This window comes from Pseudomonas sp. AC242 (genome assembly GCF_979258655.1).
Window position 1 is genome coordinate 3295918 of sequence record NZ_OZ409873.1, and the last position, 24590, is coordinate 3320507.

At 59.5% G+C, this 24590-nt stretch carries 19 protein-coding genes; 5 read left to right on the forward strand and 14 right to left on the reverse strand.

Going from position 1 to position 24590, the window contains the following annotated elements; all coding sequences use genetic code 11:
* Positions 1-1248, reverse strand: a complete 1248-nt coding sequence (locus tag ACZZ0A_RS14780; protein ID WP_095113694.1) for a TolC family protein — start codon at positions 1246-1248, stop codon at positions 1-3.
* Positions 1249-1783: 535 nt separating this feature from the next.
* Between ACZZ0A_RS14780 and ACZZ0A_RS14785 the strand changes: the two genes are divergently transcribed.
* The gene (locus ACZZ0A_RS14785; RefSeq protein ID WP_095048087.1) at positions 1784-2458 is read left to right on the forward strand and encodes a heavy metal response regulator transcription factor; all 675 of its coding nucleotides are present in this window, start codon (positions 1784-1786) and stop codon (positions 2456-2458) included.
* Positions 2455-3888, forward strand: coding sequence for a heavy metal sensor histidine kinase (locus ACZZ0A_RS14790; RefSeq protein ID WP_463543383.1), 1434 nt, complete (start codon positions 2455-2457; stop codon positions 3886-3888). Before ACZZ0A_RS14785 ends, ACZZ0A_RS14790 begins: the two co-directional genes overlap by 4 nt.
* A 927-nt stretch (positions 3889-4815) precedes the next feature.
* Here the strand turns inward: ACZZ0A_RS14790 and ACZZ0A_RS14795 are convergent.
* Genes ACZZ0A_RS14795 through ACZZ0A_RS14820 form a run of 6 tightly spaced genes read right to left on the reverse strand, consistent with a single transcriptional unit; the run spans position 4816 to position 10765 of the window.
* Positions 4816-6558, reverse strand: a complete 1743-nt coding sequence (locus ACZZ0A_RS14795; RefSeq protein WP_064389298.1) for an ABC transporter substrate-binding protein — start codon at positions 6556-6558, stop codon at positions 4816-4818.
* Positions 6559-6605: 47 nt separating this feature from the next.
* Positions 6606-6878 (reverse strand): DUF2160 domain-containing protein, encoded by a 273-nt coding sequence (locus ACZZ0A_RS14800; RefSeq protein ID WP_007912485.1) that lies wholly within the window; start codon positions 6876-6878, stop codon positions 6606-6608.
* A gap of 10 nt (positions 6879-6888) precedes the next feature.
* A complete protein-coding gene (locus ACZZ0A_RS14805; RefSeq protein ID WP_003192012.1) occupies positions 6889-7689 on the reverse strand; it encodes a carbohydrate ABC transporter permease in 801 nt (266 codons plus the stop codon).
* Positions 7690-7698: 9 nt separating this feature from the next.
* Positions 7699-8565 (reverse strand): carbohydrate ABC transporter permease, encoded by an 867-nt coding sequence (locus ACZZ0A_RS14810; RefSeq protein WP_007912484.1) that lies wholly within the window; start codon positions 8563-8565, stop codon positions 7699-7701.
* Entirely contained in the window at positions 8562-9671 is a 1110-nt protein-coding gene (locus tag ACZZ0A_RS14815) for an ABC transporter ATP-binding protein (RefSeq protein ID WP_108225644.1), read from the reverse strand. The genes ACZZ0A_RS14810 and ACZZ0A_RS14815 overlap by 4 nt, the downstream gene beginning before the upstream one ends.
* On the reverse strand, positions 9671-10765 hold the full coding sequence (locus tag ACZZ0A_RS14820) for an ABC transporter ATP-binding protein (protein WP_007912480.1): 1095 nt from the start codon (positions 10763-10765) through the stop codon (positions 9671-9673). Before ACZZ0A_RS14820 ends, ACZZ0A_RS14815 begins: the two co-directional genes overlap by 1 nt.
* 256 nt (positions 10766-11021) lie before the next feature.
* Here ACZZ0A_RS14820 and ACZZ0A_RS14825 point away from each other — a divergent pair, with 256 nt between their 5' ends.
* Positions 11022-12860, forward strand: a complete 1839-nt coding sequence (locus ACZZ0A_RS14825; protein ID WP_007912478.1) for a sigma-54-dependent Fis family transcriptional regulator — start codon at positions 11022-11024, stop codon at positions 12858-12860.
* Between the two features lie 189 nt (positions 12861-13049).
* Here the strand turns inward: ACZZ0A_RS14825 and ACZZ0A_RS14830 are convergent, their stop codons facing one another.
* The 3 genes from ACZZ0A_RS14830 to ACZZ0A_RS14840 form a co-directional block, all read right to left on the reverse strand.
* A complete protein-coding gene (locus tag ACZZ0A_RS14830) occupies positions 13050-14267 on the reverse strand; it encodes an MFS transporter (RefSeq protein WP_007912476.1) in 1218 nt (405 codons plus the stop codon).
* 459 nt (positions 14268-14726) lie between these two features.
* Positions 14727-16109 (reverse strand): cysteine--tRNA ligase, encoded by a 1383-nt coding sequence (gene cysS, locus ACZZ0A_RS14835; RefSeq protein WP_463543384.1) that lies wholly within the window; start codon positions 16107-16109, stop codon positions 14727-14729.
* A gap of 21 nt (positions 16110-16130) precedes the next feature.
* Complete coding sequence (locus ACZZ0A_RS14840; protein WP_123376214.1) at positions 16131-17828, reverse strand: glutamine--tRNA ligase/YqeY domain fusion protein; 1698 nt, start codon at positions 17826-17828, stop codon at positions 16131-16133.
* Between the two features lie 250 nt (positions 17829-18078).
* On the opposite strand from ACZZ0A_RS14840, the gene ACZZ0A_RS14845 reads away from it, so the two are divergent.
* Both ACZZ0A_RS14845 and lpxH read left to right on the forward strand, forming a co-directional pair.
* On the forward strand, positions 18079-18585 hold the full coding sequence (locus ACZZ0A_RS14845) for a peptidylprolyl isomerase (RefSeq protein WP_007912469.1): 507 nt from the start codon (positions 18079-18081) through the stop codon (positions 18583-18585).
* Positions 18582-19328: a UDP-2,3-diacylglucosamine diphosphatase gene (lpxH, locus tag ACZZ0A_RS14850; RefSeq protein WP_034154735.1), complete on the forward strand. Its 747-nt coding sequence runs from the start codon at positions 18582-18584 to the stop codon at positions 19326-19328. Before ACZZ0A_RS14845 ends, lpxH begins: the two co-directional genes overlap by 4 nt.
* Positions 19329-19635: 307 nt before the next feature.
* Here the strand turns inward: lpxH and ACZZ0A_RS14855 are convergent, their stop codons facing one another.
* From ACZZ0A_RS14855 to ACZZ0A_RS14870, 4 genes are all read right to left on the reverse strand, one after another.
* Positions 19636-21165: a DHA2 family efflux MFS transporter permease subunit gene (locus ACZZ0A_RS14855; protein WP_007912465.1), complete on the reverse strand. Its 1530-nt coding sequence runs from the start codon at positions 21163-21165 to the stop codon at positions 19636-19638.
* Positions 21166-21302: 137 nt separating this feature from the next.
* Positions 21303-22505, reverse strand: a complete 1203-nt coding sequence (locus ACZZ0A_RS14860; protein ID WP_008082123.1) for an HlyD family secretion protein — start codon at positions 22503-22505, stop codon at positions 21303-21305.
* Positions 22506-22520: 15 nt separating this feature from the next.
* Positions 22521-23990: an efflux transporter outer membrane subunit gene (locus ACZZ0A_RS14865; protein WP_463543385.1), complete on the reverse strand. Its 1470-nt coding sequence runs from the start codon at positions 23988-23990 to the stop codon at positions 22521-22523.
* Positions 23980-24462: a MarR family winged helix-turn-helix transcriptional regulator gene (locus tag ACZZ0A_RS14870; RefSeq protein ID WP_077573642.1), complete on the reverse strand. Its 483-nt coding sequence runs from the start codon at positions 24460-24462 to the stop codon at positions 23980-23982. Before ACZZ0A_RS14870 ends, ACZZ0A_RS14865 begins: the two co-directional genes overlap by 11 nt.
* Between the last annotated feature and the right edge of the window lie 128 nt (positions 24463-24590).

Sequence of the window (24590 nt, forward strand, 5' to 3'; positions counted from 1 at the left end):
TCAACGGCTGACGCTGAGGTCGCCAAAAATTCGTTCGATGCGTACGCGGGCGTCGGTCGCCTCGCTGACGGCCTGGATGTACTGGCTACGAGCGCTGATCAATGTGCGTTGCGCATCGAGTACATCGAGGAAGCCGAACTTGCCCATTTCGAAACCGCGTGTGGCGCTGTCGACCGCACTTTGCGCGGCGGGCAGGATGGTCTGGTTGAACGCGGTGACTTCGCCGTTGGCGGTCTGCCATTGCTCGAGACTGGTCTGGATTTCCGTGCGCAAACGCAACTCGGTGGCGTTGCGCAGATCCCGCGCCTGATCGGTGCGGCGGGCGGCGGCGAGCACGTTGCCCTGATTGCGGTTGAACAGCGGAATCGGCATCGACAACCCGACCACGTTAACCCGCTCGCGCTCGGTTTCGCTGTATTGACTGCCGATGCTCACGGTGAGGTCGGGAATGCGCTGAGACTTTTCCAGGCCAAGCGATGCTTCGCGCTGATCGATCTGCAACTTGGCCAGACGCAGTTCGGCGGTTTCGTTCAGACGCTCGAGCAATCTTGTCGGTGGTGGAACGGCCGGCATGCTTTGCGTGGGTGCCTGCACCTTGGTCGAGGTCGGTAGAGGCGCGCCCATGACCTGCGCCAGTTGTTGGTACGCGGTGGCCTGATCACGTTCGGCGCGGCTCAGTTCAAGGCGCACTTCCGAGAGCTGCACTTGCGCCCGCGTGCCCTCGACCGGCGACGATTTACCCGCCTCGATCCGCCCTTGCGCCACCCGCACACCGTGCTCGGCCAATTGCAGGGATTGCCGGGACAGCTGCAAACGCTGCTGCGCGGTTTGCGCACTGTTGAACGCCTGAATCACATCGGCACGCAAAGCATTGCGCTTGCGCTCCAGTTCGATGCCGGCAGCGTCCTGCGCGCGGCTGGCAACGTCGATCCGTGCGCCGCGCTTGCCACCCAGTTCGATCGGCTGACTGAGCATCACCGTGGTTGTGCGCGACTCGCGGCGAGTGTCTTCGGCTTCCCACGACACTTCGGGGTTGGGGATCAGGCCGGCCTGTTGGCGGTCACCTTCGGCGATGCCGATTTCCCATTGCGCAGCGGCCAGTTCCGGGTTGCCGGCGAAGGCGCTTTGCAGGGCTTGCTCCAGCGTCAAGGTCGCTGCGTTCGCGAGGCTGGTACAGGCCAACAACAGGATGCCGCTGGCGGTTTTTTTCAGGCGTGATCGCGCCGTCAGTTCTATTAAACCGGGCAATGGAAGACTTCCTTTATTGAAGAATCTCGGATGCCGCCACGGTAGGGTTTTGAACTTATCGACAAGGTGACTGGAACATTACAAATCCGTTATCCACGGTTTGCCGAAGTTGTTTTGTTCTAGGATGCGAAGTGCAAATGGTTTTATCGAAATACATCGAAACAAAAACACGGTAGTTATCTGCTGAATTGCACTTGCCGGAATCAAACTGATGGGAATTTTATGGTTTGTGCTGCGACCGACTGTCGCAGAGCACCGTTTTAAAGCGCTTGGTGGTTGACCCTGTAGCCACTTCAACCTTTATCGTCCGGACTTCCCCTCACCCCAGCCCTCTCCCAGAGGGAGAGGGAGCCGACCGAGATGTCTGGCGTTATATATCGACCTGTTACATCTAGTCGATTATGGATTCAGTAATGTTTTTTCACGTCGGCGTAGTTCTGAAATATCCCGCATTCAGTCCCCTCTCCCCCGGGAGAGGGCTAGGGTGAGGGGCCTTTTTAATTAAATACCCATTAAATAAAAGTGGTGAAAGATCATGCGAATCCTTGTCGTCGAGGACGAGCTTAAAGCTGCCGAATACTTGCATCAGGGTTTGACCGAAAGTGGTTATGTCGTTGACCACGCGGCCACTGGCGCCGATGGCTTGCATCTGGCGCAACAACAGGCCTATGACCTGATTATTCTCGATGTGAACCTGCCGGAACTCGACGGCTGGGGCGTGCTGGAACAACTGCGTCGCACCCATTCGACGCGGGTGATGATGCTCACCGCACGCGGGCGCCTGGCGGACAAGATTCGTGGTCTTGATCTGGGCGCTGACGATTATCTGGTCAAGCCGTTCGAGTTCCCCGAACTGCTGGCGCGGGTGCGCACCTTGATGCGTCGCAGTGAAAACATCCCGGTGCCTCAGGTGCTGAAAGTCGCTGATCTGGAACTTGATCCGGGCCGCCATCGCGCGTTTCGCGGGCAACAGCGTATCGACCTGACCACCAAGGAGTTCGCCCTGCTGCATCTGCTGATGCGTCAGTCCGGCGAAGTGCTGACGCGCACGCAGATCATCTCGCTGGTGTGGGACATGAATTTCGACTGCGACACCAATGTGGTCGAGGTGTCGATCCGCCGTTTGCGGGCGAAGATCGACGACCCGTTCGACAGCAAACTGATTCACACCCTGCGCGGTGTCGGCTATGTGCTGGAGGCACGGGAATGAAGCCCTCCAGCCTGTCGATGCGCCTCGGTTTGACGGTGAGTATTCTCGGCGCGCTATTGGTGGTGTTCCTCGCGATCCTTGCCTATTTCGCGTTGACTCATGAACTGAACGCGCTGTCGCGCGACAGTCTGGAAAAGAAAATGGCGCAGGTCGAACACAGCCTGTCGTTGTACGTCGATGCCAATGAAATCACCGGCAAACCGCATATTCTGCTCGATCAGGTGATGGGGCATGACAACCTCACGCTGACCATTTATGACCGCCTCAATCAGCGCTCGCCGCTGTTCAAATCCGGCTCGGGATTGAGCGATCCGCGCGTCGAATTGAAAGCGGTGCGCGCCACCACCGATCAACTGACTTACAGCGACAGCACCGACGCGGAAGGCAAGAAATTCCTCACCGCCTCGAAACTGATTCGCCTCAAGGACAGCAGCAGCGTGCCGGTGCTGCTGTCAGTGGATAACGCCCACGATGAGGCGCTGCTCAGCGCCTATCTGCGCTCAACGCTGATTGCCTTGCCGTTGTTGCTGGTGTTTATCGGTCTGACCGCTTGGGGTGCGGTGCAGCGTGGCTTGGCGCCGTTGCGCGAGTTTCGCAAAGTCGCAGCGATGGTCTCGACCCAGGATCTGGAACACCGGCTGTCCGTGGTGAACATGCCGCAGGAGTTGAGCGAATTGGCGCAAGGCATCAACTTCATGCTGCATCGGCTCGATGCAGGAGTGCAGCAGTTGTCGCAGTTCTCCGATGACCTGGCGCATGAGCTGCGCACGCCGATCAACAACCTGATGGGCAAAGCGCAGGTGACCTTGTCCCGCGAGCGCACGACCGAGGAATACAAGGACGTGCTGGTGTCGTGCACCGAGGAACTGGAGCGCGTGGCGCGGATTGTCTCGGACATGTTGTTTCTGGCGCAGGTCAGTCATCCGTCGGCGCTGGCGCCGTTTGAATCGGTGGCGCTGGAGGACGAGGCGGCGAAGGTCGCTGAGATGTTTTCGCTGTCGGCGCAGGATAAGAACATTCACTTGAACGTCGTTGGCAGTGCGACGGTAATGGGTGATCGGCTGATGATTCAGCGGGCGATTTCCAATCTGTTGTCGAATGCGCTGCGCCACTGCCCGAACGGGAAAACCGTGACGTTGCTGATCGAACAAGGTGCGACCCAGGCCTCCCTGTTGGTCAGCAACCCCGGTGCCGGGATCGAGGCGCAACACCTGCCACATCTGTTCGACCGCTTCTACCGCGTCGACAGCAGCCGCTCGCGTTCGCAGGGCAGCACCGGGTTGGGGCTGGCAATTGTGCGCTCGATCATGAGCCTGCATCAGGGTGTAGCGGAGGTTAAGAGCTTGCCGGGGGCGATGACCGTGTTCCGGCTCGGGTTTCCTGCGGTGCCGCCAACGGCCTCTTCGCTTGCAAGCCAGCTCCCACAGTGATTTGCGGCGTGCCCGGAGTTTGTGAACATCAAAGAAAACTGTGGGAGCCTGGCTTGCCAGCGATGGCGACGGGTCGGTCGATATCAATGTTGAATGTCAGATCGAATCGCTGGCAAGCCAGCTCCCACAGTGATCTGCGGCGTGCCCGGAGTTTGTGAACATCACAGAAACCTGTGGGAGCCTGGCTTGCCAGCGATGGCGACGGGTCGGTCGATATCAATGTTGAATGTCAGATCGAATCGCTGGCAAGCCAGCTCCCACAGTGATCTGCGGCGTGCCCGGAGTTTGTGAACATCAAAGAAAACTGTGGGGGCCTGGCTTGCCAGCGTTGGCGACGGGTCGGTCGATATCAATGTTGAATGTCAGATCGAATCGCTGGTAAGCCAGCTCCCACAGTGATCTGCGGCGTGCCCGGAGTTTGTGAACATCAGAGAAAACTGTGGGAGCCTGGCTTGCCAGCGATGGCGGCGGGTCGGTCGATATCAATGTTGAATGTCAGATCGAATCGCTGGCAAGCCAGCTCCCACAGTGATCTGCGGCGTACCCGGAGTTTGTGAACATCAAAGAAAACTGTGGGAGCCTGGCTTGCCAGCGATGGCGGCGGGTCGGTCGATATCAATGTTGAATGTCAGATCGAATCGCTGGCAAGCCAGCTCCCACAGTGATCTGCGGCGTGCCCGGAGTTTGTGAACATCACAGAAAACTGTGGGGGCCTGGCTTGCCAGCGATGGCGACGGGTCAGTCGATATCAATGTTGAATGTCAGATCGAATCGCTGGCAAGCCAGCTCCCACAGTGATCTGCGGCGTACCCGGAGTTTGTGAACATCACAGAAACCTGTGGGAGCTTGCCTGCAAGCGAAAGCGGTAGATCAGGCAGCAAAAAAAACGGCACCTTCCGGTGCCGTTCGCCTTTCACAGTTCCACTATCACTTACGCGCATCCGCCCAGGATTTCAGCAGTTCGTTGTAGCTCACGGTCTCGCCTTTCGGCTTCTCGTTGGCCAGTTTCGGTTTCGGTGCGCCCGGTTGATCAAACCAGTACTGAGCATCGCGCTCCGGATTCATCTTCGGTGCACAAACCGCCTGGGCTTTGGAGCGTTCCAGACGCGTCATGATCGCGTCCTGATCCTTGGCCAAGCCATCCAGCGCCTGTTGCGGGGTCTTCTCGCCGCTGGCCGCTTCGGCGATGTGGCTCCACCACAGTTGCGCCAAACGCGGGTAGTCCGGCACGTTGGTGCCGGTCGGGGTCCATTGCACGCGGGCCGGGCTGCGGTAGAACTCGACCAGACCACCGAGTTTCGGCGCCAGATCGGTCATCGCCTGCGAGTTGATGTCCGACTCGCGAATCGGCGTCAGACCGACGATGGTTTTCTTCAGCGACACGGTTTTCGACGTGACGAATTGCGCGTACAGCCACGCCGCCAGTTTCTGTTTCTCAGGCGTGGACTTCATGAACGTCCACGAACCCACGTCCTGATAACCGAGCTTCATGCCCTCCTCCCAATACGGCCCACGCGGCGATGGCGCCATCCGCCATTTCGGCGTGCCGTCGGCGTTGACCACCGGCAGGCCCGGTTTGGTCATGTCGGCGGTGAACGCGGTGTACCAGAAGATCTGCTGAGCAATGTTGCCCTGCGACGGCACCGGGCCAGACTCGGAGAAGGTCATGCCCGCCGCTTCCGGTGGCGCGTACTTCTTCAACCAGTCGACATACTTGGTGGTGGCGAACACCGCGGCCGGGCCGTTGGTATCGCCGCCACGGGTCACACTGGAGCCGACCGGATGGCAATCCTCAACACGAATCCCCCACTCGTCCACCGGCAAGCCGTTGGGAATGCCCTTGTCGCCGCCGCCGGCCATGGAGAACCAGGCATCGGTGAAACGCCAGCCCAGCGACGGGTCTTTCTTGCCGTAGTCCATGTGCCCGTACACACGTTTGCCGTCGATTTCCTTGACGTCTTCGCTGAAGAATTTGGCGATGTCTTCATAGGCCGACCAGTTCACCGGCACGCCCAATTCGTAGCCGTACTTTTCCTTGAACTTGGCTTTCAGATCGGCGCGTTCGAACCAGTCGGCGCGGAACCAATAGAGGTTGGCGAATTGCTGGTCGGGAAGTTGATAGATCTTGCCGTCCGGCGCGGTGGTGAACGAGATGCCGATGAAGTCCTTGATGTCGAGGGTTGGCGAGGTGAAGTTCTTGCCTTCGTTGGCCATCAGGTCGGTGATCGATTCGGTCTTGCCGTAGCGAAAGTGCGTACCGATCAGGTCCGAGTCGTTGACCCAGCCGTCATAGATATTCTTGTCCGACTGCATCACCGTCTGCATTTTTTCCACCACGTCGCCTTCTTGCAGCAGGTCGTGGGTGAGCTTGATCCCGGTGATTTCGCTGAACGCCTTGGCCAGCACTTTCGACTCGTATTCATGGGTGGTCAGGGTCTCGGAAACGACCTTGATGTCCATGCCGCGAAACGGCTCGGCGGCCTTGATGAACCACTTCAGTTCTTCGAGTTGCTGCTCGGCCGTCAGGGTCGACGGTTTGAATTCACTGCCGATCCATTTTTTCGCCGCGTCCTCGTAGGCATCGGCCCAGGCGGATGCGCTCAAACCGCTGAGTGCCAGCATGGCTGCCAATGAAATGCTATGTCGCAGCTTATTGTTTTTGTCGAACATAGAGACCTCCTGTTTAAGTTGTGGAGCCGCATTGCCGAACGACTCGACTAGCCCCAACGCATCACAGCCAACAGCCACACCAGGGACAACGCGGACGCCACCCAGATGCTCCAGTCGGTGGCGCCGATCACCAGCAAATGCAGGTAGGCGCTGCCGAGAAGACCGATAAACAAGCGATCGCCACGGGTGGTGGCAATCGGCAGAAAACCTCGCCGCAGGATGCTCGGCGAGCGCAATTCCCAAGTGGTCATGCCGACCAGAATCAGGCCGATGACGATGAAGAATGCTGCGGTAGGCGTGGTCCAGCTCATCCATTCCATCATCAGCTCCTCAGACCCGACCGAGGGCAAAGCCCTTGGCCACGTGGTTGCGAACAAACCAGATCACCAGCATGCCCGGCAGAATGGTCAACACCCCCGCCGCTGCCAGCACGCCCCAATCGATACCCGACGCCGACACCGTGCGCGTCATCACCGCCGCGATCGGCTTGGCGTTTACCGAGGTCAAGGTGCGCGCGAGCAGCAGTTCGACCCAGGAAAACATAAAGCAGAAAAACGCCGTCACACCGATGCCGGAGCCGATCAGCGGGATGAAAATCTTCACGAAGAACTTGGGAAAACTGTAGCCGTCGATGTAGGCGGTTTCGTCGATTTCTTTGGGCACACCGGACATAAAGCCCTCCAGAATCCACACCGCCAATGGCACGTTAAACAGGCAATGCGCCAAGGCCACGGCGATGTGCGTATCGAACAGCCCAATCGACGAATACAACTGGAAAAACGGCAGCAGAAACACCGCCGGCGGCGCCATGCGGTTGGTCAGCAGCCAGAAAAACAGGTGCTTGTCGCCGAGAAAACGGTAGCGCGAAAACGCATACGCCGCCGGCAACGCCACGCTCAGCGAGATCACCGTGTTCAGGCTGACGTAATACAGCGAGTTCAGATATCCGGTGTACCAGCTCGGATCGGTGAAGATCACCTTGTAGTTCGCCAGCGTGAAGTCCTGTGGGAAAAGTGTGAGGCCACCAAGGATTTCGGTGTTGCTCTTGAACGACATGTTCAGCAGCCAGTAGATCGGCACCAGCAGGAACAGGATGTACACCAGCAATGGAATCAGCTTTCTCTTGCTCATGGCCGGGCCTCAGCGGTTGGCGTCGGAGTGCGTCATGGCGGTGTAGAACAGCCAGGACACCAACAGGATGATCAGGAAGTACACCAGCGAAAACGCCGCTGCCGGACCGAGGTCGAATTGCCCTACGGCCATCTGGGTCAACGTCTGACTCAGGAAGGTCGTGGCATTGCCCGGCCCGCCGCCGGTGAGCACGAACGGCTCGGTGTAAATCATGAAACTGTCCATAAACCGCAGCATCACCGCGATCAGCAGCACACTTTTCAACTTGGGCAACTGGATGTGGCGGAACACCGCCCAGGCCGAGGCCCGGTCGATCCGCGCGGCCTGGTAATACACGTCGGGAATCGCCCGCAACCCGGAGAAACACAACAGCGCCACCAGCGAAGTCCAGTGCCAGACGTCCATCACCAGCACCGTCACCCAGGCGTCCATGGTGTTGGCCGCGTAGTTGTAGCTGATGCCCATCGCGTTGAGGCTGGAACCGAGCAAACCAATGTCGGCACGGCCGAAGATCTGCCAGATGGTGCCGACCACGTTCCACGGGATCAGCAACGGAATCGCCAGAATGATCAGCACCACCGACGACCAGCGGCCCTTGGTCGGCATGGTCAGCGCAACGGCAATGCCCAGCGGAATTTCGATCAGCAACACACACGCGGAGTAGATGAACTGGCGCAGTAATGAGTCGTGCAAACGTGGATCGAGCAGAACCTGCTTGTACCAGTCAGCGCCGACGAAGTAGCGGCTGGACTGGTCGAAGATGTCCTGCACCGAATAGTTGACCACGGTCATCATCGGGATCACCGCACTGAATGCCACCAGCAGGAACACCGGCAACACCAGCCACCAGGCCTTGTTGTTCTGCACCTTGTTCATGGCTGCACCTCATCGTCGGCTTCGAGCAGAAACTCATCGGCATAAACCATCAACCACTGCGCCGGGAAACTGATGTACGCCGTGCCCTGCGGCACCGGTTTGTCTTCGGCCAGTCGCACTTTCAACGGCGCGCCGTCGAGATCGAGGGTCATGATCTTGTAGGTGCCGAGGTCTTCGACGTGTACGACCCTGGCCTGCATCGCGTCATCAAACGGCTCGTCCCAGACATGAATAAACTCCGGGCGGATGCCGACCTTCAGATTTTTCCACTGACCGTGTTCGATATGGCGCTGCATGGCGTCGGACAACGGCAGGTGCGTCGAGGCGAAACCGACGCCGCCGGGCTGCGGCTGCACGTCGATCAGGTTCATCCCCGGGCTGCCGATGAAATAGCCGACAAAGGTGTGGCTCGGCCGCTCGAACAATTCCCGTGGCGTGCCGAACTGGACGATCTGGCCGCCGTACATCACCGCAATCTTGTCGGCGAAGGTCGAGGCTTCCAGTTGATCGTGGGTGACGTAGACCATGGTGATGTTGAACTGCTCGTGGATCTGCTTGAGCTTGCGCCGCAGTTTCCACTTCAGGTGCGGGTCGATCACCGTCAGCGGTTCATCGAAGAGGATCGCCGAGACATCGTCACGCACCAGACCACGGCCCATCGAGACTTTCTGTTTTTCGTCGGCGGTGAGGTTGCGCGCCTTTTTGCTCAGGAGGTTTTGCAGGTCGAGGACTTCGGCAATTTCCTGCACCTTGCTGTGCACTTTCGCCTCGGCCATGCCCTGATTGCGCAGGGGGAAAGCCAGGTTATCGAACACGGTCATGGTGTCGTAGACCACCGGAAACTGGAAAACCTGGGCGATGTTGCGCTTCTCCGGCGTCAGGTCGTTGACCGCTTTGCCGTCGAACAACACATGGCCCTGCGAGGGGCTGAGCAGTCCGGAGATGATGTTGAGCAAGGTCGACTTGCCGCAACCCGACGGACCGAGCAAGGCGTAAGCACCGCCCTGCTCCCAGACGTGATCCATCTCGCGGATCGCATAATCCTCGGCGCCGCTGGGGGTTTTGCTGTAGCTGTGGGCGAGGTGCTGCAAACGGATTTCGGCCATCAGGCAACCCTCGCGACACGCCGGCCCGGTGCTTGCACCAGACGGCCCTGCGCATCGAAAACGAACAGTTTGTGGGTCGGGATGTAAATGCGGATCGGCGCATCGACGTCGTATTCGTGAACGCCGGGCAAGTGCAGCACCAGCAGGAAATGCTCGTTGCGCACATGCAGGAAGGTTTCCGAACCGCTGATCTCGGCGACTTCGACGGTGACTGCCAGTTCGAGGTCGTCATCGTTGCTCGGCACCAGCGAGATGTGGCTGGGGCGCACGCCAAAGCGGAACTCGCCCTCGCCCACCGGGCGCAGATCGACGTTCAACGGGAAGTGCACAAAATTGGCGAAGCTGACTTCGTTGCCGGCGATGCGCCCGGGCATCAGGTTGATCGGCGGTTCGGAGAACAATTCGGCGGCGAGCACGGTTTGCGGCTGGTGATAGACCGAAGTCGACGGGCCGCTCTGAATCACCCGGCCTTCGTGAAGAATCGTCGTGGTGCCGCCGAGTGCCAGCGCTTCGTTGGGTTCGGTGGTGGCGTAGATCGCGATGGTGTGGCGCGCCTTGAACAGCTCGCGCATTTCCTGACGCAGCTCTTCGCGCAGTTTGTAGTCGAGGTTGACCAGCGGCTCATCGAACAGGATCAGCTCGGCGTCCTTGACCAACGCGCGGGCCATGGCCGTGCGCTGCTGTTGACCGCCGGACAGCTCCAGCGGATAGCGCTGCAGAAACTTCTCGATGCGCAGCATCTTCGCAGTTTCCTGCACTTTGCTATGGATGATCTCTTTCGAGACACCGGCCTGCCGCAGCGGCGAGGCGATGTTCTCGAACACGGTCATGGTCGGGTAGTTGATGAACTGCTGATAAACCATCGACACGTTGCGCAAACGCACCGGGCGCTGGGTGACGTCGACGCCGTTCATCAAGATGCGGCCGCTGTCAGGTTTATCCAACCCGGCCATTAAACGCATGAGGCTGGTTTTGCCGGACAGGGTGCGGCCGAGCAAAACGTTGAACGAACCGGGTTCGAATTTCAGGCACGCATCGTCGATCCAGGTCTGGCCCTCGACGGTACGGCTGACGTGCTCCAGGGTGAGTGACATGGCTCGGCCTTTTTATTATTGGAGTCAATCGACCTGTGCACGGGAGCGAGTTTCGTGCCAAAAATCTAAGTGATTGATTTGTCGCGAAAATCGGTGAAAGCGTGGGGAGACGGCGTTCATTGCTGAACACATTTGAACAGTTGACCGATTGACAATGAACAATAGTGAACAACACTCTATGAACGCTTTTTGCGAACCGATCCCCCTGTAGGATCGAATAACAATAATAAGAATGCTGCATCAGAGGCTGACTGCCATGGCCGCACCTGCCCCGCCGCTGTCCCACGACGCGATCGTCCAGACGTCCTGGCAACGTTGTCGCGCGTTCGGTCTCGACCACCAAAGCACGCCGGCCTTCGATCAACTGCCTGCCGCCGGCATTGCGCAGTTGCTCGACAGCCATCATTCACTGGTGCAGACCACGCACCAGGAAGTCCTGCCCTACTACGAAAACATCCTCAGCAACTCCAACTGCCTGATCATGCTCGCTGACAATCAGGGCCAGGTGCTGACCTCGTGGGGCACGCAACGCTTTATCGAACCGAATCTGGCCCGGGGTTTTCAGGCTGGGGCGAGCTGGATGGAGCGCTGCAGCGGTACCAATGCGATCGGCACGGCACTGGCGTGTGAGCAAGCGGTGCACATTGAACACGATGAACACTTTCTGAAAGCCAACCGCTTCATGACCGGGTCCGCCGCGCCGATTTTCGACGCCGAGCGCAAGGTGATCGCGGTGCTCGATGTGTCCAGCGACAGCTATCTGCCGCCCTCGCACACGCTGGGCATGGTCAAGATGATGAGCCAGACCGTGGAAAACCGGCTGATCCTCAACCTGTTCCATGGCCAGCATTTTCAACTGACTTTCAACACCGGGTTGAACAACCTCGACAGTCAGTGGGCCGGGTTGTTGATCTTTGATGAGAGCGGTCAGGTGCTGTCGGCCAATCGCCGGGCGGACAATTTGCTCGGCGTGCGTTTGTCGCGGGTCAGCGTTGAGAGCCTGTTCAAAGTGTCACTGCTGGAATTGATCAACCAGCCGGACGGTTTGCCGTTTGCCTTGCAGACCTCTGGGCGTAACCGTTTTCAATGTTTGTTGAAGCGGCCGAAACAGGCGTCGATTCAACCGCGCGTTTTTGCTGCTGAACCCAAAACCGCCGCGCCCACCGCCATCAGCCTCAACACCCTGCACTTCGGCGACAGTCGCGTGGAAAAAGCCGTGCGGCAGGCTGAGCGGTTACTGGAAAAAGACATTCCGCTGCTGATCCATGGCGAAACCGGGGTCGGCAAAGAGGTCTTCGTCAAAGCCCTGCACCAGGCTAGCTCTCGCAGCAAACAAGCCTTCATTGCCGTCAACTGTGCGGCGATCCCCGCCGAATTGGTCGAGTCCGAGTTATTCGGTTATGAGAAAGGCGCATTCACCGGCGCGAATCAGAAAGGCAGCATAGGGCTGATTCGCAAGGCGGACAAAGGCACGCTGTTTCTCGACGAGATTGGCGATATGCCGTTGCCGACGCAGGCGCGGTTGTTGCGGGTGTTGCAGGAGCGCTGCGTGCAACCGGTGGGCAGTAGCGAATTGTTCCCGGTGGATTTGCGGATTATTTCGGCGACTAACCGTTCTCTGCGTGAACAAGTGCAGTTGGGGCGGTTTCGTGAGGATTTGTATTACCGCATTGGTGGTTTGACCCTGGAACTGCCGCCGCTGAGGGAGCGCAGTGACAAGGAGGCGTTGTTTAAGCGATTGTGGGAACAGCATCGTGAACCGACGCAGTGGGCGGGGTTGAGCCAGGAAGTGCTGGAGCTGTTCAGCCGTCATCCGTGGCCGGGGAATTTGCGTCAGGTCAGTAGTGTGATGCAGGTGGCGTTGGCGATGGCTGAGGAACAGCCGGTGAGGCTGGAGCATTTGCCGGATGATTTTTTTGTGGATCTGGAGATGGAGCCGGTTGAGAGCGCGGCGCCGTTGGGGCTGGATTTGAATGATGTGGAAGCGTTGAACCGGGAGTTGAAGGCTTCCGGGGGCAATATTTCGCATCTGGCGCGACGTTTGGGTGTTAGCCGCAATACGCTCTATAAACGGTTGCGGCAGATTGAAGGTTGAGTGAACCCCTTCCCCTCATCGGAACGCCGCCCGCCCATCCCTCTCCCGGAGGTAGAGGGAGCCGACCGAGGTGTCTGGCACCGGACATCGACCTGAAACATCGTGGCGATTATGGATTCAGCGCAAATCGCTCAGGTCGGTGTATTTCCTGAACATCCCCCATTCAGTCCCCTCTCCTGGGGGAGAGGGCTAGGGTGAGGGCGAAAGTTCTGGCTCAACATGCGCAACCGAAGCCGCCTCCAATGTGCGCAACCCCACCAGCACAACCACCACCATCATCAATCCCGCACCAATAGCCACCGCAAATCCCGCGCGCGCGCCGAAGGCATCAATAACCAACCCTGCCAGCATGCCGCCCAGCGCAACACCAACGCTGATACCGGTAGTCATCCATGTCAGCCCCTCCGTGATCCGCGACGGAGGAATAATGATCGTCCCCATTTTCATCACCACGACCATCGTCGGCGCAAATGAGATGCCGGCGATAAACAGCGCCGCTGTCAGCACATAAACATCCGTTGCAAAAACAGGCAGTACACCGGTGAACGCCGTCACCAATATCCCGATCAGAAACTGTTTTTCAATCGCCAGGGAAACCCTCATCGCACCGAACGTCAAACCCGCCACCAGTGAACCGAACGCATAGGCCGCGAGGATAAAGGTCGCCGACGCTGGCCAACCCTGCGCATTGGCGAACGCGACGACGGCCACATCGATTGCTCCGCCAATGACACCCATCGCCAACAGCGCGAGGACAATGGTGCGTACGCCGGGAATCCGCAGGGTTGAGCCGCCATGACTGGCGTGGCCCACGACAACCTTGGGTTCAGTCTGGCGTTGCAGGAGAAACGCCGTCACCCCGACGGCCAGCAGCCCGACCGCGACCAGTGGCCCCGCCTCGGCAAAGAAACTCACGCTCAAGCCGATCGCCAGCGGCGGACCGACGATGTAGGCCATTTCGGTGAGGACCGTGTCCAGCGAAAACGCCGTGTGCAACTGCGGCTTGCCCCGGAACAACTGCGACCATCGCGCGCGAATCATCGACGGCATGCTCGGCATCGTCCCCGCCAGTGCGGCCAGAACAAACAGCAGCGCGGCCGGTGCCCGCATGTAAACCGCAAGGATCAGGGCCAGCAACATGGCAATGCTGAACGCCGTGACAACGGGTAGCACACGGCTCTGGCCATGTTGATCGACCAGTCTCGAGATGTACGGGCCGAGCAGTGCGTTGGCCAGGGTGAACGTCCCGGCGACGGTGCCGGCCAGCCAGTAAACCCCGGTCTGCTGCACCAGCATGGTGATGATGCCGATGCCGATCATTGCCTGTGGCAAGCGGGCGATAGAACTCGCGAGCACTAACCCGGTGGCGCCGGGGGTCGTTAGCAGCTCGCGGTAGTGATTGGCCATGGTGTCTCCATTCGATATTCATCGCCGCTCAGCATCCGGCTGAACGCGTTGCCGACATCAAGACCTACGCGAACGTCAAAAGCAACCCTCACCCCAGCCCTCTCCCGGTGGGAGAGGGAGCTGACCGAGGTGTCTCGAGTCATCCATCGACCTGAAAGAACCAGTCGATTATGGATTTGGTACGGAGCGTTGAGGTCGGTGGATCGCTTTGACACCATTCCCCTCACCCCAGCCCTCTCCCAGAGGGAGAGGGAGCTGACCGAGGTGTCTGGCGTTGTGCATCGACCTGAAAGATTGTGTCGATTATGGATTCGGCAGAAATCGCTCAGGTCGGCGTATCTCGCAAGCATCCCCCATTCGGTCCCCTCTCCCTCTGGGAGAGGGTTAGGGTGAGGGGCTTTTCTCGCGGCCAAACAAAAACCCGCACACGGCGGGTTTTGTTTGTAACAAGTACAGCTTTCAGTCAGCCAGACGCCAGGTAGTCCCACCCTTGCCGTCTTCCAACACAACGCCCATCGCCGACAGTTGATCACGAATCCGATCCGACTCGGCCCAATCCTTACCCGCACGTGCCGCCAGACGCGCCGCAATCAGCGCATCAACCTCAGCCGCATCGACACGCCCTTCAGCACCCGCCTGCAGGAAGTCATCCGCTTCCAACTGCAACACACCCAGCACACTCGCCAGCTCTTTCAGACGTGCCGCCAGACCTGCCGCTGCATCAAGATCGCTCTCGCGCAGACGGTTGATCTCACGCACCATCTCGAACAGCACGGCACAGGCTTCCGGCGTACCGAAGTCGTCGTTCATCACCGCAGTGAAGCGTTCAACAAACGCTTCGCCGCCAGCGGGCGCCACAGTCGGCAGGCCTTTCAACGCGTGATAGAAACGCTCCAGAGCGCCTTTGGCGTCCTTGAGGTTGTCTTCCGAGTAGTTGATCGCGCTGCGGTAGTGGCTCGACACCAGCAGGTAACGCACGACCTCAGGGTGGTACTTTTCCAGCACGTCGCGAATGGTGAAGAAGTTGTTCAAGGACTTGGACATCTTCTCGCCATTGATGCGAATCATGCCGCAATGCATCCACGCATTGGCGTAGGTCTTGCCGGTGGCCGCTTCGCTCTGGGCGATTTCGTTTTCGTGGTGCGGGAACTCAAGATCGCTGCCGCCGCCATGAATGTCGAAGGTCTCGCCGAGGCAGCAGGTGGACATCACCGAGCACTCGATGTGCCAGCCCGGACGCCCGGCGCCCCACGGCGATTCCCAGCTCGGCTCGCCCGGTTTGGCGGCTTTCCACAGGACGAAGTCAAGCGGGTCCTGTTTCGACTCGTCGACTTCGATGCGGGCGCCGATGCGCAGGTCTTCGATTTTATTGCGCGACAGTTTGCCGTAGCCCATGAACTTGGCGACGCGGTAGTACACGTCGCCGTTGCCAGGAGCGTAGGCGTAGCCCTTGTCGATCAGGGTCTGGATCATCGCGTGCATGCCCGGAATGTGATCCGTGGCGCGCGGTTCCATGTCCGGCTTCTTGATGTTCAGACGCGCTTCATCTTCGTGCATCGCGGCGATCATGCGCTCGGTCAACGCTTCGAACGATTCACCGTTCTCGTTGGCGCGATTGATGATCTTGTCGTCGATGTCGGTGATATTGCGCACGTAGGTCAGGTCGTAACCGCTGAACCGCAACCAGCGGGTCACCAGGTCGAACGCGACCATGCTGCGGCCGTGGCCGAGGTGGCAGTAGTCGTACACGGTCATCCCGCAGACGTACATGCGCACCTTGTTGCCATCCAGCGGCTTGAAGACTTCTTTGCTCTTGGTGAGCGTGTTGTAGATCGTTAGCACGTTATTTCCTTTGACGCTGAATCACTGGCCCCACGAATCACGCAGGGTCACGGTACGGTTGAATACCGGCTGACCTGGTTTCGAGTCCTTCAAATCCGCGACGAAGTAGCCTTCGCGCTCGAACTGGAACCGGTCTTCCGGCTGTGCATTGCCAAGCGATGGCTCAGCACGACAACCGGTGAGCACCTGCAGCGAATCAGGGTTGATGTTGTCGAGGAAACTCGCGCTGTCTTCAGCCTTCTCAGGGTTGGCCGAACGGAACAGGCGATCGTACAGACGCACTTCGCACTCGACGCTGGCCGCGGCCGGCACCCAGTGGATCACGCCTTTGACCTTGCGGCCTTCAGGGTTCTTGCCGAGGGTTTCCGGATCGTACGAGCAACGCAGTTCGACGATGTTGCCATCGGCGTCCTTGATCGCTTCGTCGGCACGGATCACGTAGCTGCCGCGCAGACGCACTTCACCGGCCGGTTCCAGGCGCTTGTAGCCCTTCGGTGGCTCTTCCATGAAGTCGTCACGGTCGATGTAGATTTCCCGAGCGAATGGCAGCGCGCGTACGCCCATGTCTTCTTTCGGGTGGCGCGGCAGTTCGAGGTTTTCGACCTGGCCTTCCGGGTAGTTGGTGATGACGACTTTCAGCGGACGCAGCACGCACATGGCGCGTGGCGCGGTGTGATCGAGGTCGTCACGGATGCTGAATTCGAGCATGCCGAAGTCAACCACGCCATCGGAACGGTTGGTGCCGACCATTTCGCAGAAGTTGCGGATCGATTTCGGCGTGTAACCACGGCGGCGGAAACCCGACAGCGTGGACATGCGCGGATCGTCCCAGCCATTGACGTGCTTTTCATCGACCAGCTGCTTGAGCTTGCGCTTGCTGGTGATGGTGTAGTTGAGGTTCAGACGGCTGAACTCGTACTGACGCGGGTGCGCCGGCACTGGCAGTGCGTCGAGGAACCACTCGTACAGCGGACGATGGCTTTCGAATTCCAGGGTGCAGATCGAGTGGGTGATGCCTTCGATGGCGTCCGACTGACCGTGGGTGAAGTCGTAGTTCGGGTAGATGCACCACTTGTCACCGGTCTGGTGGTGATGCGCGTGACGGATGCGATACATGATCGGGTCACGCAGGTTCATGTTCGGCGAGGCCATGTCGATCTTCGCACGAAGCACGCGGGCGCCGTCCGGGAACTCACCGGCGCGCATACGCGCAAACCAGTCGAGGTTTTCTTCTACCGAACGGTCGCGGAACGGGCTGTTCTTGCCCGGCTCGGTCAGGCTGCCACGGTATTCCTTGGCCTGCTCCGGGGTCAGGTCGTCGACGTAGGCCTTGCCGGCCTTGATCAACTCGACGGCCCAATCGTGCAACTGGTCGAAATACTGCGAGGCGTAGCGCACTTCGCCGGACCACTCAAAGCCCAGCCATTTGACGTCGGCTTCGATCGCGTCGATGTATTCCTGATCTTCCTTGGCCGGGTTGGTGTCGTCGAAACGCAGGTGCGTGACGCCGCCGAACTCCTGGGCCAGGCCGAAGTTCACGCAGATCGACTTGGCGTGGCCGATGTGCAGGTAGCCGTTGGGCTCCGGCGGGAAACGGGTGACGATCTGGGTGTGCTTGCCCGAGTCCAGGTCTGCCTGGATGATCGGCCGCAGGAAATTGACCGGCACGGCAGGGCCGGACTTGGCATTCGAGGTAGGGTCGACAGTGGGCTTGCTCATAGGATCCTTGACTTACAGGTGCGCGGCCGCAGAGGGGGCCAGACAAAACAAAGCCGCTATCATAGCCGATGCTGTCAAGGGGCTGACAGAGCACGGCCTATAAAGGAGCGCATTTAATCGCAGGGATTTGGAAAAACTGCCTCGAAATTCGCGCCTGTCACGCTAAACTGCGCACCTTGGCCGATGGGCTGAACCGGTAACGGGTCGAAATGTCCCATTACCCACGAATTCCTTATAAAGAGTAGCGATCATGACTCAAGTCAAACTGACCACCAACTACGGCGACATCGTCATCGAACTGGACGCGGAAAAAGCGCCGATCACCGCTGCCAACTTCCTCGAATACGTTAAAAACGGTCACTACGAGAACGTGGTATTCCACCGCGTGATCAAGGGCTTCATGATCCAGGGCGGCGGTTTCGAGCCTGGCATGCAAGAAAAGAAAGACAAGCGCCCAAGCATCCAGAACGAAGCCGACAACGGCCTGAAGAACGAGAAGTACACCCTGGCCATGGCTCGCACCATGGACCCGCATTCGGCCTCGGCGCAGTTCTTCATCAACGCCACCAACAACAGCTTCCTCAACCACACCGCCAAGACCGCTCAGGGCTGGGGCTACGCCGTATTCGGTAAAGTGGTTGCCGGCACTGATGTCGTCGACAAGATCGAAGGCGTTGCCACTACCTCCAAGGCCGGTCACCAGGACGTGCCAAAAGACGACGTGATCATCGAGAAAGCCGAGATCATCGAAGCGTGATATTGCTGATTTCAGACTTGCATCTGGAAGAGGAGCGCCCGGACATTACCCGGGCGTTTCTGGATTTGCTCGCCGGACGCGCCCGCTCGGCGAGTGCGCTGTACATTCTCGGCGACTTCTTCGAAGCGTGGATTGGCGACGACGCCATGACGCCCTTCCAGCGTTCCATCTGCCAGGCCCTGCGCGAACTCAGCGACAGTGGCACGGCGATTTTCCTGATGCACGGCAATCGCGACTTCATGCTCGGCAAGGCCTTCTGTAAACAGGCCGGCTGCACCTTGCTGAAGGATCCGAGTGTCGTGCAGTTTTACGGCGAGCCGGTGCTGTTGATGCACGGCGACAGCCTCTGCACCCGCGACGTCGGCTATATGAAGCTGCGGCGTTATCTGCGTAATCCGATCACGCTGTTCATCCTGCGTAACCTGCCCTTGAGCAGCCGCCACAAACTGGCGCGCAAGCTGCGCAGCGAAAGCAAGGCACAGACGCGGATGAAGGCCAATGACATTGTCGATGTCACGCCGGAAGAGATTCCGCGGATCATGCAGGAATACGGGGTGAAAACCCTGATTCACGGGCACACCCATCGGCCGGCGATTCACAAGTTGCAGCTTGGTGAACAAGCGGCGAAGCGGATTGTGTTGGGGGATTGGGATCGGCAGGGTTGGGCGTTGCAGGTGGATGAAAGCGGTTACGCATTGGCGCCGTTCGACTTCGCCCCGCCGCTGGCTTTGCCGCACGGCTGAAGATCGCTTCCCCCTCACCCCAGCCCTCTCCCCCAAGGGGGCGAGGGGGAAAGGGAGCCGATCTCTATGCTTTTCAAAACCTGAGTTCGACTCGGTATTGCAAGTCGGTGTACCTCAAACAATCAACTCGGTCAGTCCCCTCTACCCTAGTGAGCGAGGGGATATGGGAGCCGATCTCTGTGCTTTTCAAACCTGAGTTCGACTCGGTATTGCAAGTCGGTGTATCTCGAACATCCACCACGGTCAGTCCCCTCTCCCTACGGGCGGTCCGACGTTTCGGGAGGGTTAGGGTGAGGGGCTTTTGACCTTAGTGCCCTGAAGCCGCCGGCCCCGCCTTCGCGGCAAACGGTGGCTTAGCCAGCCACACAATCAGAATCAACCCCATAAACCCCCAGCCCAGCAGCGTGAAGTAATCCACGGTGGAGAGCATGTACGCCTGGCTGGTGAGGATCTGATCCATCTGCGCATAAGCCGACTGGCTCGCCCCGCCCAACTGATTCAAGGTCTCGCGCGTCGCCGGTTCGAAAGTGCTGATGCTTTCACTCATATACGCATGATGCTGATCCGCGCGGCGAATCCAGATCCACGTGGTCAGCGACGCCGCAAAGCTACCGCCCAATGTCCGCAGAAAAGTCGCAAGACCCGCGCCATCGGCAATCTGGCTCGGCGGCAAGTCCGACATCAAAATACTCAAGGTCGGCATGAAGAACAGCGCCACACCAATACCCATGAACAACTGCACCAACGCGATGTGCTGGAAGTCCACCTCATTGGTGAATCCCGCCCGCATAAAGCAACTCAAACCAATCGCCAGAAACGCCAGCCCGGCCAGCAAACGCAGGTCGAACTTGTTGGCGTACTTGCCGACAAACGGCGACAGCAGCACCGGCAAAATACCGATCGGCGCCACGGCCAGACCCGCCCAGGTTGCGGTGTAGCCCATTTGCGTCTGCAACCACTGCGGCAGGATCAGGTTGATGCCGAAGAACCCGGCATAACCCAGCACCAACACCAGCGTGCCGATGCGGAAGTTGCGGTACGCGAACAACCGCAGATTCACCACCGGATGCTGGTCGGTCATTTCCCAGATAACGAACACCGCCAGCGCGATCACCGAAATCGCCGCGCCGATGATGATGAAGTTCGACTCGAACCAGTCCAGATCATTGCCCTTGTCGAGGATCACCTGCAACGCGCCAACACCAATGATCAGCGTGATCAGGCCGACGTAATCCATCGGCTGACGGCTGGTTTCCACCGGACGTTTGGCCAGTTGCGAACGCACCACCATCACCGCAAAGATGCCGATCGGCACGTTGATGAAGAAGATCCACGGCCAGCTGTAACTGTCGGTAATCCAGCCACCGAGAATCGGCCCGGCAATCGGCGCGACCACCGTGACCATCGCCAGTAACGCAAGGGCCATGCCGCGCCTGGCGGGCGGATAAACTGCGATCAACAGGGTCTGCGTCATCGGGTACAGCGGGCCGGCGACCAGACCTTGCAGCACACGGAAGCCGATCAGTTCCGGCATCGACGTCGAGATACCGCAGAGAAACGAGGCCAGCACGAACAGAATGGTGGCCCAGAGAAACAGCTTCACCTCGCCGAACCGACGGCTAAGCCAACCGGTCAGCGGCAGCGCAATCGCGTTGCTCACGGCGAACGAGGTGATCACCCAGGTGCCCTGCTCCGAACTCACCCCGAGGTTGCCGGAAATCGTCGGCAGTGCCACGTTGGCGATGGTGGTGTCGAGCACTTGCATGAACGTCGCCAGCGACAGGCCGATGGTGCTGAGCAACAGGCTGGGCGGCGTGAAAGAGGCGTTATTGCTCATTGTGAATCCTATGAAACCTGATGGTCGCCGCAGCCCTGTAGGAGTGAGCCTGCTCGCGATAACGGTGTATCAGTCGAGGAATTGGGTCTGACACACCGCTATCGCGAGCAGGCTCACTCCTACAAAGTCAGTGCAGGTCAGCGTTGTGCGGTTTTGCTCACCGCTGCGCTGTTGTCGTGGATCAGCTGCGCAATCATCGCGTCGGCTTCAGCCAGTTGGCGGTCGTAGACGTTGGTGCTGAACGACGCTTTCTGCGGTGGCTGCTGTGCGAGCACCGGACCGCTCTGGTCGTGCAGGTTCACTTCAACGTTGGTCGACAGACCGACGCGCAGCGGATGCTTGGCCAGTTCTTCGGCGTTGATGTGAATCCGCACCGGCACACGCTGCACGATCTTGATCCAGTTACCGGTGGCGTTCTGCGCTGGCAGCAGAGCAAACGCGCTACCGGTGCCGGCGCCGAGGCTGTCGACGGTGCCGCTGTACTTCACGTCGCTGCCGTAGATGTCGGACTCGATATCGACCGGCTGACCGATGCGCATATCACGCAGTTGGGTTTCCTTGAAGTTGGCGTCGATCCACAGTTGATCCAGCGGAATCACCGCCATCAACGCCGTGCCCGGCTGCACGCGCTGACCGAGTTGCACGGTGCGCTTGGCGACGTAACCGGTGACCGGCGCGATCAAGGTGCTGCGGGCATTGGTCAGGTACGCCTGACGCAGATCGGCAGCGGCCGACATCACGTCCGGATGCGACGACACCACGGTGTCATCAACCAGCGCGCTGGTGGTTTTCAATTGCTGTTTGGCGTTGGCCAGGGCGTTTTGCGCCGAGGTCAGGTCGTCGCGAGCGTGGGACAGTTCTTCCTGGGAAATCGCCCCGCCCTGCGCGAGGTTTTTCCGGCGGTTGTAGTTGTCCTGGGCTTTCTGCACTTCGGCCTGCTGCGCGTTGACCTGAGCTTTCATGCCATCAACGTTGCTATACAGACCGCGCACCTGACGCACGGTGCGCGCCAGTTTCGCCTGGGCACTTTGCAGGCCGACTTCAGCGTCGTTCGGATCGAAGTTGATCAGCACCTGACCTTCGTGCACCAGATCACCATCGTCAGCGCCAATGCTGACCACGGTGCCGGTCACCAGCGGCGTGATTTCGACGACGTTGCCGTTGACGTAGGCGTCGTCGGTGCTTTCGTTAAAGCGCCCGATGAATTCGTGATACGCCCAGACGCCGGCGCAGGCGAGTGCAACCACAACGGCCAGCACCAGCAGCATGACTTTGCGTTTGCGCGGGTTGCCGGTGTCCGGGGTGTTGCCTTGAGCTTGGGTGTTTTCGGCAGTGGCCATGACAAGTACCTTGAATTAGTTGTGCGGCGTGGCTGGGCTGGCGTTGGCTGCGGTCAGGGTGTCACCCTGGAAGCCGCCGCCCAGCGCTTGCATCAGTTGAATCGACAGGTCGATCTGCTCGGCATTGAGGGTGGCCAGTTGACGCTGGGCCTGCAGCAATTGCTGCTCGATGCTGAGCACGTCCAGGTAGTTGCCGATGCCGGAACCGTAACGCTGGACGACGGTGTTGTAAGAATCCTGGGCAATGTCGGTGGCGTGTTGCTGCGCACCGATCTGCCGGCCGATGTCACGCAACTGGTTGATCGTGTCGCTGACATCGCCCAGTGCTTTCACCAGACTTTTGTTGTACTGCGCCACCGCCAGGTCGTAATCGGCGTCGCGCGCATCGAGGTTGGCGCGCAGGCGTCCGCCGTCGAAGATCGGCACCGAAATGGTCGGGGCAATGTTGAAGAAGCGACTGGCCGAGCCGAACATCGCGTCACCCAAAAGGGATTCGGCGCCGGCCGAGGCCGTCAGGTTCAGGTTCGGATAGAACTGGGTTTTCGCCGAGTCGATATCCTTGCTCGCCGCTTCTACACGCCAGCGCGCAGCGACCAGATCCGGGCGCCGACCGAGCAGTTCCGCCGGCAACACTGACGGCACGGCGACCGCGCTGGCTTGCAGGACTTTCGGTCGGGCGATTTCGTTGCCGCGATCCGGGCCTTTGCCGAGCAGCACGGCCAGGGCGATTTTCGCGCTGTTCAAGCGTTTTTCTGCGTCGATCAGGCTGGCTTCGGAACTAGCTTCCAGGCTCTGGGTTTGCTGGAACTGGTACTGGCTGTCGATCCCGGAACTGAGGCGACGCTGGCTCAGGTCGAGCATCTGCTTGGTGCGTTTGAGGTCTTCGTTCGCCAGGTCGTAAACGATGTGCGCCTGACCGAGATCGCTGTAAGCGCGAGCGACATCAGCGGCGAGGGTCAACTGCGCAGCCTGACGATCAACTTCAGCGGCGCGGGCCTGACCGAGTGCAGCTTCCCAGGCATCACGCTGGCCGCCCCAGAGGTCGAAGTTGTAATTGAACCCGGCGCTGACGTTACGCACGGTGGCGTAGGCATCGCCCTGCCCCAGCGGATCCTGATCCTTGGCCAGACGCGAACGGCTGATGCCGGCGCTGGCGTCGAGGGTCGGATAACGTTCGGCATCGGCGGCGTACGCAGCGGCGTTGGCCTGATGCGCGCGGGCTTCGGCGATTTGCATGTCCGGGCTGTCGTGCAGCGCTTCGCGGATCAGACCGTCGAGTTGCGGATCGCCGAGGCTGGTCCACCAGTCGCTTTTCGGCCACGCGGCCGGCGACAGGGTCACGCCGTTGAGGGACTGGCTGGCATTGAGGCTTTTCGCATCAAGGCTTTTGCCTTGAGTGTCGAGGCCGCTGTAGTTGGCGCAACCGGCGAGGATCATCGCCGACAGCACCAGCGTCAGGCTGCTGCGCAAGGTTTTACCGCTCATTGTGTTCACCTAACCGCTGGATGGTGATCGGGTCACCGGCTGCCAGCAGGATTTTCTTGAGGATGTATTCCAGGGTCTTCAACTCGTCCGGAGTGACGGCGCCGGCCAGTTCATTCATCGCATCGGCGCCGATGTGCGGCAGGCGATCGGCCAGTTGCTGGCCTTGTTCGGTCAGCTTGAGTTGCACCTGACGGCGATCGCCTTCGCTGCGCTGGCGAGCCAGAAAGCCTTTCTGCTCCAGACGATCGAGCATGCGTGTCATCGAACCGCTGTCGAGCGACAGATGCCGGCACAGCTCGGCCGGGGTGTCGACGCCGAACTGGGCCATGATGATCAACACCTTGAACTGCGCGGCGGTGATGCCGTGGGGTTCCATGTGGGTGTCGATGATCCGGTCCTTGAGCAGCGCAGCACGGCCAAGCAACAGGCCGAGATGGCAATGTTTGAATTCGTCCGGGGTGAAATGCTTCATTTGCTCACCTAATAACTGCCTAGGCAGTGAATGTATGTCGAGATATTACTGCCTAGGCAGCGAATGTCAACGCAATAGTTAGGCTGCTTTGCAATTAGTTGACCAGTGGAGTGGGTTTTTGTGCTGAA

Coding starts and splice junctions, on each gene's coding strand:
- ACZZ0A_RS14870 (WP_077573642.1), bottom strand. CDS start 24,462: ATGAAGCATTTCACCCCGGACGAATTCAAACATTGCCATCTCGGCCTG.
- ACZZ0A_RS14830 (WP_007912476.1), bottom strand. CDS start 14,267: ATGGCCAATCACTACCGCGAGCTGCTAACGACCCCCGGCGCCACCGGG.
- ACZZ0A_RS14820 (WP_007912480.1), bottom strand. CDS start 10,765: ATGTCACTCACCCTGGAGCACGTCAGCCGTACCGTCGAGGGCCAGACC.
- ACZZ0A_RS14810 (WP_007912484.1), bottom strand. CDS start 8,565: ATGAACAAGGTGCAGAACAACAAGGCCTGGTGGCTGGTGTTGCCGGTG.
- ACZZ0A_RS14790 (WP_463543383.1), top strand. CDS start 2,455: ATGAAGCCCTCCAGCCTGTCGATGCGCCTCGGTTTGACGGTGAGTATT.
- ACZZ0A_RS14855 (WP_007912465.1), bottom strand. CDS start 21,165: ATGAGCAATAACGCCTCTTTCACGCCGCCCAGCCTGTTGCTCAGCACC.
- ACZZ0A_RS14845 (WP_007912469.1), top strand. CDS start 18,079: ATGACTCAAGTCAAACTGACCACCAACTACGGCGACATCGTCATCGAA.
- ACZZ0A_RS14800 (WP_007912485.1), bottom strand. CDS start 6,878: ATGGAATGGATGAGCTGGACCACGCCTACCGCAGCATTCTTCATCGTC.
- ACZZ0A_RS14860 (WP_008082123.1), bottom strand. CDS start 22,505: ATGGCCACTGCCGAAAACACCCAAGCTCAAGGCAACACCCCGGACACC.
- ACZZ0A_RS14785 (WP_095048087.1), top strand. CDS start 1,784: ATGCGAATCCTTGTCGTCGAGGACGAGCTTAAAGCTGCCGAATACTTG.
- ACZZ0A_RS14840 (WP_123376214.1), bottom strand. CDS start 17,828: ATGAGCAAGCCCACTGTCGACCCTACCTCGAATGCCAAGTCCGGCCCT.
- ACZZ0A_RS14805 (WP_003192012.1), bottom strand. CDS start 7,689: ATGAGCAAGAGAAAGCTGATTCCATTGCTGGTGTACATCCTGTTCCTG.
- ACZZ0A_RS14825 (WP_007912478.1), top strand. CDS start 11,022: ATGGCCGCACCTGCCCCGCCGCTGTCCCACGACGCGATCGTCCAGACG.
- ACZZ0A_RS14865 (WP_463543385.1), bottom strand. CDS start 23,990: ATGAGCGGTAAAACCTTGCGCAGCAGCCTGACGCTGGTGCTGTCGGCG.
- ACZZ0A_RS14795 (WP_064389298.1), bottom strand. CDS start 6,558: ATGTTCGACAAAAACAATAAGCTGCGACATAGCATTTCATTGGCAGCC.
- ACZZ0A_RS14815 (WP_108225644.1), bottom strand. CDS start 9,671: ATGGCCGAAATCCGTTTGCAGCACCTCGCCCACAGCTACAGCAAAACC.